Origin of the sequence: Streptomyces sp. NPDC005863 (assembly GCF_042871345.1) — a bacterium.
In the GTDB taxonomy this organism is placed as follows: domain Bacteria; phylum Actinomycetota; class Actinomycetes; order Streptomycetales; family Streptomycetaceae; genus Streptomyces.
This window is the reverse complement of sequence record NZ_JBIAII010000002.1, coordinates 397021-414996: the sequence shown is the minus strand read 5'-3', so window position 1 is coordinate 414996 and position 17976 is coordinate 397021. Positions and strand designations below refer to the sequence as shown.

3 protein-coding genes are annotated in these 17976 nt (G+C 72.9%); 1 reads left to right on the top strand and 2 read right to left on the bottom strand.

Translation table 11 applies throughout. The annotated features are described in order from the left end of the window. Positions 1-5 precede the first annotated feature (5 nt). Positions 6-11369, bottom strand: a complete 11364-nt coding sequence (locus ACFYO9_RS08095; RefSeq protein ID WP_358779179.1) for a type I polyketide synthase — start codon at positions 11367-11369, stop codon at positions 6-8. A gap of 111 nt (positions 11370-11480) precedes the next feature. Next, positions 11481-16430, bottom strand: coding sequence for a type I polyketide synthase (locus ACFYO9_RS08090; RefSeq protein WP_388666087.1), 4950 nt, complete (start codon positions 16428-16430; stop codon positions 11481-11483). Between the two features lie 272 nt (positions 16431-16702). On the opposite strand from ACFYO9_RS08090, the gene ACFYO9_RS08085 reads away from it, so the two are divergent. Next, positions 16703-17953 carry a cytochrome P450 gene (locus ACFYO9_RS08085; protein ID WP_355806350.1) on the top strand — a complete coding sequence of 417 codons (1251 nt, stop codon included), beginning with the start codon at positions 16703-16705 and terminating at the stop codon, positions 17951-17953. Positions 17954-17976: the final 23 nt, after the last annotated feature.

Below are 17976 nucleotides of genomic sequence, written 5' to 3'. Positions count from 1 at the left end.
TTCGTTCATCGCTGTCCCTCCACTGCCTGTCCGTTGCCGCTGTCCCTGCCGAGGTCCCGGTCGATGAACGCGAAGATCTCGTCGGCCGACGCGTCCTGGATCCGGGCGGCCACCGCCGCCTCGCCCGTCGTCTGAGCCGGAGCGTCCAGCCGGGCCAGCGTGGCGCGGAGCCGCCCGGCCAGCTCGGCGCGTGCGGCGCCGTCCTGCGAGGACACCGACAGGAGCGAGCTCTCCAGCCGCTCGAACTCCGCGAGGACGCCGGCGAGCGGGTCCGCCGCGCGGGGCGCGAGCTCCTGCCCCAGGTGCGCGGCGAGCTCCGCGGGGTTGGGGTGGTCGAAGACGAACGTGGCGGGCAGCTTCAGGCCGGTCGCGGTCGAGAGCCGGTTGCGCAGCTCCACCGCCGTCAGCGAGTCGAAGCCGAGCTCCCGCAGCCCCTGCGTCGCGTTGACCGGGGTCGCCGCGTCGTGGCCGAGGACGGCCGCGATGTGCGTACGCACCAGGTCGAGCAGCGCCTCCTCGCGCTCCGCGTCGGACATCCGGCCGAGCGCCTTGAGGAACGCGGACGCCCCGGCCGTACCGGAGCCGCCGCTCCTGCCCGTGCCGCGCACCAGGTCCCGCAGGAGCGCGGGGGCCGGGTGGCTCTGGGCCTGCCGCCGCATCCCGGCCAGGTCCAGGCGGACCGGTGCCAGGAGCGGCAGGCCCGCGGCCCACGCGGTGTCGAGCAGGGCGAGCCCCTCGTCGGCGTCGAGCCCGACCACGCCGGCGCGGGCGTGGCGGGCCCGGTCGGCGTCGGTGAGCCGGCCGGACATCCCGCTCTCCAGATCCCAGTAGCCCCAGGCCAGCGAGGTCGCCGCGAGCCCGGTGTCGTACCGGTGCCGGGCCAGCGCGTCGAGGAAGGCGTTGGCGGCCGTGTAACTGCCCTGGCCGGGGCCGCCGAGCAGCCCGGCGACCGAGGAGTACAGGACGAACGCGGACAGGTCGGCGTCCCGCGTCAGCTCGTGCAGGTGCCACGCGGCGTCCGCCTTCACCCGCATCACCGCCTCGACCTGCTCGGCGGTGAGGTTCTGCACGACCGCGTCGTTCACGGTGCCCGCGCAGTGGAAGACGGCGGTCAGCGGATGCTCGGCGGGCACCGACTCCACGAGCGCGGCGGCCGCCTCGCGCTCGCCCGGGTCGCACGCGGCGAAGGTGACCCGCGCGCCGAGTGCGGAGAGTTCCGCCGCCAGTTCCAGGGCGCCCGGCGCGTCGGCCCCGCGCCTGCTGGACAGGAGCAGGTGCCGGGCGCCGTGGCGGCCCACCAGGTGGCGCGCCGTGAGGGCGCCGAGGGCACCGGTGCCGCCGGTGATCAGCACGGTGCCGTCGGGGTCGAAGGGGACGGGCAGCGTGAACACGGTGGGTTCGCCGGGTGACGGTGGCGAGGCGTCCGCGGAGGGCGCCTGCCGGATGTCCCAGACGGATACGTCGAGCGGCTCCAGGGCGCCGTGGTCGGCCAACTGGGCCAGTTCGGCGAGGATTTCACGTACTCGGTCGGGGGTTGCGGGGGTGACGGGCTGCCCGGCGTCTGCGTCTGCGTCTGTGCCTGCGTCTGTGCCTGTGTCTGCACCTGTGTCCGCGCCCGCGTCACCGGAATCGGAACCGGATGCGGCACCGGCACCGGGACGCCGGACGACCAACGCCTCCTCGCCGCCGTCCCCTTCGCCGGGCGTGACCGTCGTGACCTGGCGGCGCTCTATGACCACATCAGCCACATCGGCCACCCGCTCCCCGCCCGATCCGCGGGCCGACAGTCCGCCGCCGACCACATCGAGGTGCCAGTGCGCCGCGAGACCCAGCACGGCCCGGCCGACGGAACCGGTCTCCTCCTCGACGAGCAGCGACTCCCCGCCGCGCGGCACGACGACATCCGCCAGCACGTGGTACGCGGCCACGTAGGCTCCCAGTGACCCCGCCGCCCGCGCCCAACTCCAGTCGCCCGGAACGGGAATGACCATCCCGGCCTCGGTGACGGCCACCGGGCCGACCGCGTCGAACACGCCCATCACGCGATCGCCCACGGCCACCGCGCCCGCCGCGTCGCCGACCTCGGTCACCACGCCGGCACCTTCGACCGAGCCCGCACCCGCGGCCCGGCCCGCCCCGGACAGAGCCGCTGCCCCGCGCGTTCCCGAGCCGGGCGCGGTGGCCCGCAGCGCCACCCGCACCTCGTGCGGTTCCAGCGCCCGCCCCGCCTCGGGAGCGTCGACGAGCGACAACTGCCCTCCGGCAGCGGCCCCTCCCGCACCAGCCCCTTCCGCACGGCCCCGGGCAAGGCGCCACGTGGCCGATCCGACCGGTGGCGCAAGCCGTGCCGAGACGTCGTCGCGTACGAGCCGCGGCACATACGCCTGCCCGTCGCGCAGCGCCAACTCCGGCTCGCGCGAGGCGAGCACGCCGGGCAGTGCGCCGAGAGAAGCGTCCAGCCCGTCGAGGTCGAGCAGGGTGAGACGGCCGGGGTTCTCCGCCTGCGCGCTGCGCACCAGACCCCACAGGGAGGCGCCCGGCACGTCGCCGAGGGCCTCGCCCGGCCTGGTCGCCACCGCGCCCCGGGTGACGACGACGAGACGGCCGGACGTGAACGCCGGATCGTCGACCCACTCCTTCAGCAGCGACAGCAGCGCCACGGCGACGGCCCGCGCGTCCCCGGCCGCACCGGCCCCGGCCGGCTCACCGTGTGCACCCGCACCGGCCACACCGTTCCTCGAACCCGTACCGAGCCCGGTACACACGGCGAGTACGACATCGGGAGCCTCACCGCCCGCCTCGACACCGGCCCGCAGCGCGCCGAACGTGCCCCACACGGGGGCATCGGACAGCGCACCGGCGAGCGCGGAGCCCAGCGGTTCGCCGGCCGGCGCCACCACGGCGGGACGCGTGGCGCCACCTCCGGCACCGGCCGCGGCGGCCGCTTTCGCCCATACGAGCCCGAAAAGCGCGTCGCGGTCCGCCGAACGGGCCCCGGCGATCTGATGCGCGCCCACCGGCCGCACAATGAGCGAGTCCAGCGTCAGCGCCGGCGAACCGTCGCTGTCCACGGCGGTCAGGGCGAGTTGGTCGGGGCCGGTCCGTGCGACGCGGACCCGCAGCCGGTCCGCACCGGACGCGTACACCCGCAGCCCGCTCCAGGAGAACGGCAGCAGCACCTGGTCGGTTTCGGCGGACGAGGTGACCGCGTCCAGGATCAGCGCGTGCAGGGTGGCGTCGAGGAGCACCGGGTGCACCTGGTAGCGGTCGGCCCGGCCGGTCTCGGTCTCGGGCAGCGCCACCTCGGCGAAGATGTCGTCCCCGAGGCGCCAGGCGCTCACGAGCCCCTGGGATCCGGGCCCGAAGTCGTATCCGTGCGCGGCGAGTTCGCCGTACGGATCCGCCCCGCCGACCGGGGTGGCGCCGGGTGGCGGCCAGGCCCCGCCGAACGGGACGTCCGCCGCGGAGCCCGACGCGGAGCGCGCTTCGGCGTCCGCTTCGACGGGCGCGACCACACCCGCGGCATGCCGGGTCCACGTGGCCTCCTCGCCCTCACCCGCGGGACGCGAGTGGACGGAGACGGGGCGACGGCCGTCCTCGGCGACCGCGCCGACCGCGACCTGCAGATCGATCGTTCCCGCACCCTCGTCGCCGAAGGCGAGCGGCGTGTGCAGGGTCAGCTCCGCCAGCTCCTCGCAGCCGGTGCGCGCCGCGGCCTGCAGCGCGAGCTCGACGAACGCCGAACCGGGAAGCAGCACGGTGTCCATGACCCGGTGCTCCGCCAGCCACGTCTGGTCGCGCGGCGAGATCCGGCCGGTCAGCACATGGCTGCCGCCGTCCGCGAGTTCCACGGCGGCGCCGAGCAGCGGATGCCCCGCGGAGGCGAGCCCGAGCCCCGCGGGATCCCCGGCGACACCCCTGCGCCCCTCCAGCCAGTACCGCTCCCGCTGGAAGGCGTACGTCGGCAGGTCCACCACCCGAGGCAGCGGCACGGCAGGGAACCACCCGGTCCAGTCGACGTCGGCTCCGGCGGTGAAGGCGTGGGCTGCGGCGCGGGTGAGTTGGCCGGCGTCGCCGTGGTCGCGGCGGAGGGTGGGGACGACGGTGGCGGGCAGGTCGGCCCGTTCGATGGTCTCTTCCATGCCGAGGTTGAGGACGGGGTGGGGGCTGGCTTCGATGAAGAGCCGGTAGCCGTCGGCGAGGAGGGCCTCGATCGTGTCCGCGAAACGGACCTGTTGGCGGAGGTTGGTGACCCAGTACTCGGTGTCGAGAACGGTGGTGTCGTCGAGGCGCTCGGCCGTCACCGTGGAGTAGAACGCCACGTCGGTGCGGGTCGGTTGGATGTCGGCCAGGCGCTCGGTGAGCAGGTCGTGGAGTTCGTCGATCTGGGGGCCGTGGGATGCATAGCCAACGTCGATGACCCGGGCTCGCAGTCCTTGGGATTCCGCCTCGGCCACCACTGCGGCCACATGCTCGGGCGGGCCCGAAATCACCGTAGAAGAAGGCCCGTTGACGGCAGCCACGCATACGCCCGGACGGTCGCCGATCAACTCAGCAGCCCGTTCCGCGCTCGTACCCAGCGACGCCATGTCCCCGCGCCCCTGCAACTGCCGCAGCGCATCACTCCGTACAGCGACGATCCGCGCCGCATCCTCCAACGACAACGCCCCCGCCACACAAGCAGCCGCCATCTCACCCTGCGAATGCCCCACCACAGCAGCCGGGACAACCCCGCAGTCCGCCCACACCGCAGCCAGCGACACCATCACGGCCCACAGCACCGGCTGCACGACCTCGACCCGGGACAGCTCGCTCCCGTCCCCGCGAAGCACATCCGTCAACGACCAGTCCACGTAAGCCGACAGCGCCCGCTCACACTCACCGATCCGCCCCGCGAACACCGGAGACTCATCGAGGAGTTGGGCGCCCATGCCCACCCACTGCGACCCCTGCCCCGGAAACACCAACACCGGCCCGGCACCGGAAGCACCCTGGACGGTGCCCGCGACGACGTCCGACGAGGGCTCGCCCGCCGCCAAGGAACGTAGCCCGGCCAGGAGCGTCTCGCGGTCCTCGCCCACGACCACGGCCCGGTTCTCGAAGACCGAGCGGCTCTTGACCAGCGACCAGCCCACATCGAGGGGCGACGCGAGCCGCGGGTCGGCCGTCGCACGCTCGGCCAGGAGCCCGGCCTGCGCCCGCAGCGCCTCCTCACCCCGCGCCGACACCACCCACGGCACCACGCCAGCCGCGGACTCGCCCGTCGGGGCGGCATCCACAGGCTCCGGTGCGTCGGGGGCCTGCTCCAGGATGAGGTGCGCGTTCGTGCCCGAGATGCCGAAGGCCGAGACACCGGCGCGGCGCGGACGTTCGCCGCGCGGCCAGGCGACCGGCTCCGACAGGAGGCGCACGCCGCTGCCCTCCCACTCCACGTGCGGTGTGGGGGAGTCGATGTGCAGCGAGGCCGGCAACTGCTCGTTGCGCAGCGCCATGACCATCTTGATGACCCCGGCGACGCCCGCCGACGCCTGGGCGTGGCCGATGTTCGACTTGATCGAGCCGAGCCACAGCGGCCGGTCCTCGGGCCGCTCCTTGCCGTACGTCGCGACAAGCGCACTGGCCTCGATGGGGTCGCCCAGCATGGTGCCGGTGCCGTGTGCCTCGATTGCGTCGACGTCCTCGGCGGCGAGGCGGGCGTTGGCGAGCGCCTGTCGGATCACGCGCTGCTGCGCCTGGCCGTTGGGCGCGGTGAGACCGTTGCTCGTACCGTCCTGGTTGATCGCCGAACCCCGGATCACGGCAAGGACGTTGTGGCCGTTGCGGCGGGCCTCGGAGAGCCGTTCGAGGACGACCAGGCCGACTCCCTCGGCCCACCCCGTGCCGTCGGCGGCGGCCGCGAACGGCTTGCAGCGCCCGTCCTTGGCCAGGCCGCGCTGCAGGGAGAACTCGACGAAGGCGCCGGGCGTGGCCATCACCGTCGCGCCGCCCGCGAGGGCGAGGGAGCACTCACCCTGCCGCAGCGCGTGCGCCGCCTGGTGGATCGCCACCAGAGAGGACGAACACCCGGTGTCGATGGTCATCGCCGGGCCTTCGAGCCCGAGTACGTACGACACCCGGCCGGAGGCGACACAGCCGAGGTTGCCGGTGCCGATGTACCCCTCGACCTCGGTGGGCCGTTCACCGACGAGCGCCAGATAGTCGAAGATCGTGAGGCCCGTGTACACCCCGGCGTTGCTGCCCTTGAGCGTCTCCCGGTCGAGCCCCGCGCGTTCGACGGCCTCCCATGCGGTCTCCAGGAGCAGCCGTTGCTGGGGGTCCATGGCGACGGCCTCGCGCGGGCTGATGCCGAAGAAGCCGGCGTCGAAGTCGCCCGCGTCGTAAAGGAATCCACCCTCGCGCACATAGCTGGTGCCGCGGCTCTCCGGGTCCGGGTCGTACAGCGCCTCCAGGTCCCAGCCCCGGTCGTCGGGGAAGTCCCCCATGGCGTCCCGGCCGGCCGTGACCAGGTCCCACAGCTCCTCGGCCGAGCGGACGTCACCCGGGTAGCGGCAGGCCATGCCGACGATCGCGATCGGCTCGTCGTCGGCGGCGGCCGTGGCCGTCAGGGCGGCGGCGCCGGTGGCCGAGGTGTCGCCGGACAGTTCGGCGAGGAGGAGATCGGTGAGGGAGTCGGGCGTGGGATGGTCGAAGACGACGGTGGTGGCCAGCGTCAGGCCGGTGCTCTTGTTGAGCCGGTTGCGCAGCTCCACCGCGGTCAGCGAGTCGAAGCCCAGCTCCTGGAAGGGCTGCGTCGCGGGTACGGCGTCGACGTCCGCGTGCCCGAGGGTGGCCGCGGCCTGCGCGCGTACGTGCTGAAGGATCAACTGCCGCTGCTGCGCGGGCTTCGCCTCGGTCAGCTCCCGCTGGAGCGAGGACGCCTCCCCGGACTCCTCCTCGGCTGCCGCGGGTTCGCTCGCCCTGCGGTTCTCGGGCAGGTCGGCGAGGAGCGGGCTGGGCCGCTGCGCGGTGAACGTCGACGTGAACTGCGCCCAGTCGAAGTTCGCCACGGTCAGCGTCGTCTCGCCCGCGTCGAGCGCCTGCTGCAGCGCCTTGACGCACAGCTCCGGGCTCAGCGGGTGCAGGCCGAACCGGCTGAAGAACGTCAACGCGGCCTGGTCGGAGGCCATTCCGGCCTCGGCCCAGGGGCCCCACGCGATGGAGGTGGCGGGCAGCCCCTGGGAGCGGCGGTGCTCGGCGAGCGCGTCGAGGTAGTGGTTGGCGGCTCCGTAGGCACCCTGCTGGCCGCTGCCCCAGACACCGGCGCCGGAGGAGAACATCACGAACGCCGAGAGATCCGCCCCACGCGTCGCCTCATGCAGGTGCTGCGCGGCGAGCGCCTTGGGCCGCAGCACCTCGTCCAGCTCCGCGCCCGACACGTCGCCGAGCCCGATGTAGTTCGGCACGCCCGCCGCGTGGATCACGGCCGTCAGCGGATGCTCGTCCGGTACGCCCTCGATGAGCGCCTGCACCTGCTCGCGGTCGCCGACGTCGCACGAGACGATGGTGACGGCGGCACCCAACTCGGTGAGCTCCGCCCTGAGTTCGTCGGCGCCGGGTGCTTCGGATCCGCGACGGCTGGTCAGCAGCAGATGCGGGGCGCCCTCCCGCGCGAGCCAGCGGGCGAGGACCGCGCCGATGCCGCCGGTGCCGCCCGTGATGAGGGTGGTCCCCTCGGGCCGCCACCGTACGCCGCTGTCGTGCGCGCGGCCCGGCGCGTGGGCGAGACGACGGGCCTGGACGCCGCCCGGGCGGATGGCCACCTGGTCCTCGTCCCGGAACGCGAGGGCCGCGGCGAGACGGGAGAGCGTCTGGTGGTCGATGCGCCCCGGAAGGTCGACGAGACCGGCCCACAGCTGCGGATACTCCAGCGCGGCGACGCGCCCGAGCCCCCAGACCTGGGCCTGCACAGGGTGGGTGAGGGCGTCGGTGGCGGTCGTGGAGACGGCGCCCTGGGTGAGGGTCCGTACCGGGGCCGTGTTGGCGCCGTCGGCGGCCAGGTCGCCCAGGGCCTGGACGAGAGCGGTGGTCGCGGCGAGCCCGGCGGGAACCGCCGGATGCTCGGGATGCGGTTCCTCGTCCAGCGCGAGCAGGTTCACGACCCCGGCGCAGGCGCCCCCGTCGGTGAGGGACCGCAGCTCCTGCGCGAGCCCCGCACGCTCCACGGCGCGTGCGTCGACCACATGGTGCCGCACCTCCCCGCCGTGTGCGGCGAGCGTCTGCGCGGTCGCCCGGACCACGGGGTGGTCGGCGTGCGCCGCGGGCACGAGAAGCAGCCAACTGCCGCTCAGATCAGGGGCGGTGGCGTCCGGCTGGTGCTTCCATGTGACGTGGTAGCGCCAGGAGTCGACGGTGGTCTGCTGCCGGTGGCGCCGCCGCCAGGCGGACAGGACGGGCAGCGCGGGCTCCAGCGCCCCCACGGTCTCGGCCTGTCCCTGTACACCCAGGCTGTCGACGAGGGTGTCGATGTCCAGGTCCTCGATGGCCTGCCACACCCGCGCCTCGACCGGATCGTGCCCGGCGCCCACGGGAGCGCCCGCCGCGGGCGGTTCCACCCAGTAGTGCTTGTGCTGGAAGGCGTAGGTGGGGAGGTCGACGGTACGGGGGGCGGGGCCGGCCGGGAACCAGCGCCGCCAGTCGACGTCCGCCCCGGCCACGAACGCCTGGGCGACGGCGTGCGTGAACTGGACGCGGCCCCCCTGATCACGGCGCAGGGTGGGGGCGGTACGGGCGTCGACGCCCGTGGCCTCGAACGTCTCCTGGATGCCGAGGTTGAGGACGGGGTGCGGGCTGGCCTCGATGAAGAGCCGGTAGCCCTCGGCGAGGAGGGCTTCGATGGTGTCGGCGAAGCGGACGGGTTGGCGGAGGTTGGTGACCCAGTATTCGGTGTCGAGAGCGGTGGTGTCGTCGAGGCGCTCGGCGGTGACGGTGGAGTAGAACGCGACGTCCGTACGGGTCGGTGCGATGTCGGCCAGACGCTCGGTGAGGAGGTTGTGGAGTTGGTCGATCTGGGGGCCGTGGGAGGCGTATCCCACGTCGATGACCCGGGCCCGTAGTCCTTGGGATTCCGCCTCGGCCACCACGGCGGCGACGTGCTCGGGCGGGCCCGAAATCACCGTAGAAGAAGGCCCGTTGACGGCAGCAACGCACACCCCCGGCCGGTCGCCGATCAGCTCGGCGGCCTGCTCCGGGCCCGTACCCAGGGACGCCATATCCCCATGCCCTTGCAGCTGCCGCAGGGCGTCACTGCGTACGGCGACGATCCGCGCCGCATCCTCCAGCGACAGCGCACCGGCCACACAAGCAGCGGCCATCTCGCCCTGCGAATGCCCCACCACAGCAGCCGGAACGACCCCGCAGTCCGCCCACACGGCGGCCAGCGACACCATCACGGCCCACAACACGGGCTGAACTACCTCGACCCGGGACAGCTCCGCCCCGTCCCCGCGCAGCACATCCGTCAACGACCAGTCCACGTAAGCCGAAAGCGCCCGCTCACACTCACCGATCCGCCCCGCGAACACCGCCGACTCATCGAGCAGTTGGGCGCCCATGCCCACCCACTGCGACCCCTGCCCCGGGAACACCAACACCGGTCCAGGGCCCACATCCCCGGCCACCCCGGACACCACATCGGCGGAAGCCTCACCCGACGCCAACGCACCCAGCCCAACCGTCAAAGCCTCCCTGTCGCACCCCGCCACCACCGCCCGGTGCGCGAACAGTGGCCGTGTCGTGGCCAGTGACCAGCCGACCTCCACGGGCGAGGCACCCGCGTCCCGTGCCCCCGCGTCCCGTGCCCCCGTGTCGCCGGCCGCGTACACGCCCAGCCTCCGCGCCTGTTCCCGCAGGGCCTCTCCGGTCCGCCCGGAGACCACCCACGGCACCACCCCGTCCGACGACGGAACCGCATCGGGCGCCGGAGCGGGCTCTTCCGCGGCGGACTCCGGTGTGTCCTGGGGCGCCTCCTCCAGGATCAGATGCGCGTTCGTGCCCGAGATGCCGAAGGCCGAGATGCCCGCACGCCGGGTCCGCTCCGCCGGCCAGGCGACCGACTCGGCGAGCAGCCGCACCCCGCCCTGTTCCCACGCCACGTGCGGGGAGGGCGCGTCGATGTGGAGCGAGGCGGGCAACCGCTCGTTGCGCAGCGCCATGACCATCTTGATGACCCCGGCGACGCCCGCGGCGGCCTGCGTGTGACCGATGTTCGACTTGACCGAGCCGAGCCACAACGGCCGTTCCTCCGGCCGCCCTTGGCCGTACGTGGCGAGCAGGGCCTGCGCCTCGATGGGGTCGCCGAGCGTGGTGCCCGTACCGTGCGCCTCCACCGCGTCGACGTCCTCGGGTGAGAGGCGCGCGTTGGCGAGCGCGGCGCGGATGACCCGCTCCTGCGAGGGACCGTTGGGGGCGGCGAGACCGTTGCTCGTACCGTCCTGGTTGATCGCCGAACCCCGCACCACGGCGAGGACCTGGTGGCCGCGGCGGCGCGCCTCGGAGAGCAGTTCGAGCGCCACCACGCCCGCGCCCTCGCCCCAGCCGGTGCCGTCGGCGGCGGCCGCGAACGGCTTGCACCGCCCGTCCGGCGCGAGCCCGCGCTGCCGCGAGAACTCGGTGAACGAGCCGGGCGTCGCCATGACGGTCGAGCCGCCGGCGAGCGCGAGGGAGCACTCGCCCTGGCGCAGCGCCTGCGCCGCCAGGTGGATGGCCACGAGGGAGGACGAGCACGCCGTGTCGACGGTGACCGCCGGGCCTTCGAGGCCCAGCGTGTAGGAGATCCGGCCGGACACCACGCTGCCGAGGTTGCCGGTGCCGATGTACCCCTCCACCTCGCTGGCCGTCTGGCTGATCAGCGTCAGGTAGTCGTGGGCGCTCACGCCGGTGAAGACGCCGGTGTCGCTGCCCTTCAGCGCCTGCGGGTTGAGGCCCGCGTGCTCGATGGCCTCCCATGCGGTCTCCAGGAGCAGCCGCTGCTGGGGGTCCATGGCGACGGCCTCGCGCGGGCTGATGCCGAAGAAGTCGGCGTCGAAGTCGCCCGCGTCGTACAGGAAGGCGCCGTCCCGTACATAGCTGGTGCCGGGGTGTTCCGGGTCGGGGTGGTAGAGCGACTCCAGGTCCCAGCCCCGGTCGCCGGGGAACGCCGCGACCGCGTCGCCCTCGTCGCGCACCAGCCGCCACAGATCCTCGGCGGAGCGTGTGCCGCCGGGATAGCGGCAGGCCATGCCCACGATCGCGACCGGTTCAGCCGACTCCTTGTCGCGGAGCTTTTGGCGGGCTTCGCGCAGCTCCGCGGTGACCCACTTGAGGTGATCGAGAAGCTTCTCCTCGTTCGACATCTGACCCAGGCTCCTTGGCGCTACGTGGTGATCGGGGACGTACGGGTGGGGGAGCGGAGAGGACGGTGGGGGAACAGGGACGGCGGGAGGCGGCGGGGTGGGGGACTTCGCTCAGGACTTGCCGAACTCGCTGGAGATCAGGTCGAAGATGTCGTCCGCACTGGCCGCCTCCAGGTCGGAGTGGGCGGAGTCGCCCCCTTCCGGGCTTTCCTGCGCGGGACTCCACTTCGAGACCAGCACCTGCAGCCGGCCCACGATCCGCCGGCGCGCCGCTTCGTCGACCTCGGCCGTGCCGTACGTGGCGTCCCACTTGTCGAGCGCGGCGAGCACGGTGCCTTCGCCCGCGGCCCCGCCGTCGTCCCCGAGCTGCCCGCGCAGGTGCGCGGCGAGCGCCTCGGACGTCGGATGGTCGAAGATCACGGTGGCCGGCAGGGTGAGCCCGGTCGTGGCGTTGAGCTGGTTGCGCAGCTGGACCGCGGTGAGCGAGTCGAAGCCGAGCTCCTGGAACGGCTGCGCGGCGGGGATGTCCTCGACCGTGCGGCCGAGCGTCGCGGCGGCGTACGTCCGTACGTGCTGGACGAGGAAGCCGAGCCGCTGGGCCGCGGGAGTCTTCGCGAGCTCCGCGCGGAACGCGCCGGTCTCCGCGGCGGAACCGGTCTGCTCGGCCTCCCGCCGGTTCTGCGGGATGTCGTCGAGGAAGGGGCTGGGCCGCTGCGCGGTGAACGTCGGCGTGAACCGCGCCCAGTCGAAGTTCGCCACGGTCAGCGTCGTGTCACCGGCGTCCACCGCCTGATGCAGCGCCTTGACGCACAGCTCAGGGCCGATCGGGAGCAGACCGAAGCGCTTGAAGTACGTCAGCGACTCCGGGTCCGCCGACATGCCGGCCTCGGCCCAGGGCCCCCAGGCGACGGTGGTGGCGGGCAGTCTCTGGGAGCGCCGGTGTTCGGCGAGCGCGTCGAGGAAGTGGTTGGCGGCTCCGTAGGCGCCCTGCTGGCCGCTGCCCCAGACACCGGCGCCGGAGGAGAACATCACGAACGCCGAGAGTTCCATCCCGCGCGTCGCCTCGTGCAGGGTCCAGGCGGCGCCGGACTTGGAGCCGAGGATCTCGCCCAGGCGTGCCGTCGTCAGATCGGCGACCGAGGTCAGATCGGTGATGCCCGCCGCATGGATGACGGCGGTCAGGGGGTGCTCGTCGGGCATGTCGTCGACGAGGCGGCGCACTCCGTCGGCGTCGCTCACGTCGCAGGCGGTGACGGTCACGGTGGTGCCGAGCCCGGTGAGTTCGGCGGCGAGCTCCGCGGCGCCGGGGGCGTCGGGCCCGCGGCGGCTGGTGAGGTGCAGATGGGGGGCGCCGCGGTGGGCGAGCCAGCGGGCGAGGACGGCGCCGATGCCGCCGGTGCCGCCGGTGATGAGGGTGGTCCCCTCGGGCCGCCAGGACGGCTCGGCCCGGTGGGTCGTGGGGGAGGTGGGGGCGTGGGTGAACCGCCGCGTGTGGACGCCGGTGGGACGGATCGCGGTCTGGTCCTCTTCCCGGGGGAGGAGGGTGGCGGCGAGCCGGGCGTGGATGTGGGTGTCGACGCGGGCCGGGAGGTCGATGAGACCGGCCCACAGACGGGGATGTTCGAGGGCGGCCACCCGCCCGAGCCCCCAGACGTGGGCCTGCAGGGGGTGGGTGAGCGGGTCGGTGGCGCCGGTGGAGACGGCACCCTGGGTGACCGTGTGCAGCGGCGCGCTCGTGCCGTTGTCGCCGAGGGCCTGGATCAGCGTGGTGGTCGCGGCGAGCCCCGCGGGTACGGCGGGGTGCTCGGCGTGCGGCTCCTCGTCCAGGGCCAGCAGGTTGACGATGCCGGCGAGTCCGTCGGTGTCCACCGAGGCCAACTCGGCACGCCGGACCCGGCCGGTCTCCACCGGGTGCAGCCGTACACCGTCCGCCCCGTGTGCGGTGAGCGCGTCCACGGTGGCCCGCACGGCCGGGTGCTCGACGTGGCCGGAGGGTACGAACAGCAGCCATGCGCCGCCCAGTTCAGGGGCGGTCGGATCGGGTTGATGCTTCCACGTGACGCGGTAGCGCCAGGAATCGATGGTGGCTTGGTCCCGATGGCGCCGACGCCAGCCCTGGAGCACCGGCAACGCGGGCTCCAGCGCCCGGACCGCCTCCGCACTGCCCTCCTCCGAGCCCAACGTTTCGGCAAGCAGCCCGAGATCGAGCTCCTCGACGGCCCGCCACAACTGTGACTCGGCGGCCCCCTGCTCACCGCCACCGGCCACGGGAGCCGCGGCCCGCTCAAGCCAGTGGTGCTGGCGCTGGAAGGCGTAGGTGGGGAGGTCGACGGTACGGGGGGTGGGGTCGGCCGGGAACCAGCGGCGCCAGTCGACGTCCGCGCCGGCGGTGAAGGCGTGGGCTGCGGCGCGGGTGAGTTGGGCGGCGTCGCCGTGGTCGCGGCGGAGGGTGGGGACGACAGTCGCGGGCACGTCCGCCCGCTCGATGGTCTCCTCCATGCCGAGACCGAGGACCGGGTGGGCACTGGCCTCGATGAAGAGCCGGTAACCGTCGGCGAGGAGGGCGTCGATCGTGTCCGCGAAACGGACCTGCTGACGGAGGTTGGTGACCCAGTACTCGGTGTCCAGAGCGGTGGTGTCCGACAGCCGCTCGGCGGTGACGGTGGAGTAGAAGGCTGTGTCGGTACGGGTCGGCTGGATGTCGGCCAGGCGTTCGGTGAGGAGGTCGTGGAGCTCGTCGATCTGGGGGCCGTGAGAGGCATAGCCAACGTCGATGACCCGGGCCCGTAGTCCTTGGGATTCCGCCTCGGCCACCACTGCGGCCACGTGCTCGGGCGGTCCCGAAATCACCGTAGAAGACGGCCCGTTGACGGCGGCAACACACACTCCCGGACGGTCGCCGATCAACGAGGCAGCCTGCTCCGGACCCGTACCCAGGGACGCCATGTCCCCGCGCCCCTGCAACTGCCGCAGAGCGTCACTGCGTACGGCGACGATCCGTGCCGCATCCTCCAGCGACAGCGCCCCCGCCACACAAGCAGCGGCCATCTCACCCTGCGAATGCCCCACCACAGCAGCCGGAGCAACCCCGCAGTCCGCCCACACAGCGGCCAGCGACACCATCACGGCCCACAGCACCGGCTGCACGACCTCGACCCGGGACAGCTCACTCCCGTCCCCGCGAAGCACATCCGTCAACGACCAGTCCACGTAAGCCGACAGCGCGCGCTCACACTCACCGATCCGCGTCGCGAACACCGGCGATTCGTCGAGGAGTTGGGCGCCCATGCCCACCCACTGCGACCCCTGCCCCGGAAACACCAACACCGGCCCGGCACCACCGGACGTCGCCGCACCGGAAACGACATCCGCCGACGCCACACCCGAGGCCAACGCACCGAGCCCAGAAGTCAAAGCGTCCCGGTCCCGCCCCACCACCACGGCCCGGTGCTCGAACACCGACCTCGTCGTGGCCAACGACCAACCCACCTCCGCAGCCGTGACGTCCTCGTCCCGCGCCGTGAACTCGCCCAGCCTCCGGGCCTGTTCACGAAGCGCCTCCACCGACCGTCCCGACACCACCCACGGAACCACCCCACCCGCGACGGCACCCGCCCCCTCACGGACAGCGGCAGGGGCAGAGGCAGAGGCTGAGGAAGAGGCAGGGGCCTCCGCCGGCGCCTCCTCCAGGATCAGGTGCGCGTTCGTCCCCGAGAAGCCGAACGAGGAGACCCCTGCCCGGCGCGGGCGTTCGCCGCGTGGCCACTTCACCGCCTCGGTGAGCAGGCGCAGCCCGCTGCCGTCCCACTCCACGTGCGGGGACGGTTCGTCGACGTGCAGGATGGCGGGCAGCAGGTCGTTCCGCAGGGCCATCACCATCTTGATGACGCCCGCGACGCCCGCGGCGATCTGCGTGTGGCCGATGTTGGACTTCACCGCGCCGACCCACAGGGGGCGGTCCTCCGGCCGTTCCTGCCCGTAGGCGGCGATGAGGGCGCCGGCCTCGATCGGGTCGCCGAGCGTCGTCCCCGTACCGTGCGCCTCCACGACGTCGACGTCCTCGGCGGTGAGGCGGGCGTTGGCGAGGGCGGCGCGGATGACCCGCTCCTGGGCGGGGCCGTTGGGCGCGGTGAGACCGTTGCTCGCGCCGTCCTGGTTGACGGCCGAACCCCGGATCACCGCGAGGATCTTGCGGCCGTTGCGGCGCGCGTCGGAGAGCCGCTCCAGGAGCAGCACGCCGGTGCCCTCGGCCATGCCCATGCCGTCGCTGTTCGCCGAGAACGGCTTGCAGCGGCCGTCGGGGGCGAGGCCGCGCAATTCGCTGAAGCCGATGAGCGGGGCCGACGACGACATCACGTACGTGCCGCCCGCCAGGGCCAGCGAACACTCCTGGGCGCGGAGGGACTGTGCCGCCAGATGGAGGGAGACGAGCGACGAGGAGCACGCGGTGTCGACCGTGACCGCCTGGCCCTCGAGCCCCAGGGTGTAGGCGACGCGGCCCGAGGTGACGCTGCCGGAGTTGCCGATGGTGAAGTAGCCGGCGGTGCCCTCGGGCACCTCGGAGGCGCCGAGGGCGTAGTCGAGGCCGTCGCAGCCGATGAAGGTGCTCGTGGCGCTGCCGCGCAGGGTGAGCGGGTCGATGCCGGCGCGTTCGACCGCCTCCCACGCCGTCTCCAGGGCGAGCCGCTGCTGCGGTGCCATGGCCAGCGCCTCGCTCGGGCCGATGCCGAAGAAGGCGGAGTCGAAGTCGCCGGCGTCGTAGACGAAGCCGCCCTCGCGGACGTAACTGGTGCCGGTGCTCTCGGGATCCGGGTCGTAGAGCGCGTCGAGGTCCCAGTTGCGGTTGCCGGGCAGCGGGGCGACGGCGTCGCCGCCCGCGGAGATCAGCTCCCAGAACTCCTCGGGAGACCGGACCCCGCCCGGCAGCCGGCAGGCCATGCCGACGACCGCGATCGGCTCGTGGCCCGCCGACTCGACGTCCTGCAGCCGGCGTTCCGTCTGACGCAGGTCCGCTGTGACCCGCTTGAGATACTCAAGAAGCTTCTCTTCGTTGTGCGCCATCCCGGTGACAACCGCTCCTCTCCGCGAGAACGGCCGGGCCCCTGACCCGATGGCCGGACGGCCGCGGGGTCGGCATGTGCATCGGGCAGGCGGAGCCCCGCCGGTCCGCAGACTCCTCGACGCCGCTAAAGCCCTCCTAATACTCGGCTGTGCACGCCGCTTCTTAGGGCCGCTTAAGCGATGCCTGCAAAGGTGATCCGGTGTCAGGTCGTCACGCTCTGATCACGCGAAGCGAGACGTCGTCACGCTCCGATCACGCGAAGCGAGGCATCGTGTCCATCACGAACAGCAAGCCGGCCGCCCCACTCCCGGACCTGGTCGACCCGTCGTTCTGGGGTCGGTCGCACGAGGAACGGGTCGCGCTGTTCGAGGAGTTGCGCGGGCTGCCGCAACCGGCGTTCATCCGGCAGAACATGCCGGGCGTGCCCTGGACGTTCGGCTACCACGCGCTGGTGAAGTACGCGGACATCGCGGAGGTGAGCCGCCGGCCGCAGGACTTCTCCTCGAACGGCGCGACCACCATCATCGGCCTGCCGCCCGAGCTGGACGAGTACTACGGCTCGATGATCAACATGGACAATCCCGAGCACTCCCGGCTGCGCCGGATCGTCTCGCGCTCCTTCGGCCGCACCATGGTGCCGGAGTTCGAGGCCGTGGCGACCCGTACGGCGCGGCGCATCATCGCCGAACTCGTCGAGCGCGGGCCCGGGGACTTCATCAGGCCCGTCGCAGCGGAGATGCCGATCGCGGTGCTCAGCGACATGATGGGGATCCCCGAGAAGGACTACGACTTCCTCTTCGAGCGGTCCAACACGATCGTCGGCCCCCTCGACCCGGACTACGTGCCCGACCGCGCCGACTCCGAGCGCGCGGTGATCGAGGCGTCACGGGAGCTCGGCGACTACATCGCCGGTCTCCGGGAGGAGCGGCTGGCCTCGCCCGGCGACGACCTGATCACCAAGCTGGTGCAAGTCCAGGCGGACGGCGAGCAGTTGACGCGCCAGGAGCTCGTCTCCTTCTTCATCCTGCTCGTCATCGCCGGGATGGAGACCACCCGCAACGCCATCTCGCACGCCCTGGTGCTGCTGACCGAACACCCCGAGCAGAAGCAGCTGCTCGTGTCGGACTTCGACCGGTACGCCAAGGACGCGGTCGAGGAGATCCTCCGGGTCTCCACGCCCATCAACTGGATGCGCCGGGTCGCCACCCGCGACTGCGACATGAACGGCCACCGGTTCCGCAGGGGCGACCGGATCTTCCTCTTCTACTGGTCCGGCAACCGCGACGAGAACGTCTTCCCCGACCCGTACCGCTTCGACATCACGCGGGGCGCGAACGCGCACGTCACGTTCGGGGCGGTGGGCCCGCACGTCTGTCTCGGCGCGCACCTCGCCCGGATGGAGATCACCGCCCTCTATCGGGAGCTGCTCACCGCGCTGCCCCAGATCCACGCCGTGGGGCAGCCGCGGCGCCTCGACTCCAGCTTCATCGAGGGCATCAAGCACCTGCACTGTGCCTTCTGAAGCACCGGGCCTGCCGCGGGCCG

Coding starts and splice junctions, on each gene's coding strand:
- ACFYO9_RS08095 (WP_358779179.1), bottom strand. CDS start 11,369: ATGTCGAACGAGGAGAAGCTTCTCGATCACCTCAAGTGGGTCACCGCG.
- ACFYO9_RS08090 (WP_388666087.1), bottom strand. CDS start 16,430: ATGGCGCACAACGAAGAGAAGCTTCTTGAGTATCTCAAGCGGGTCACA.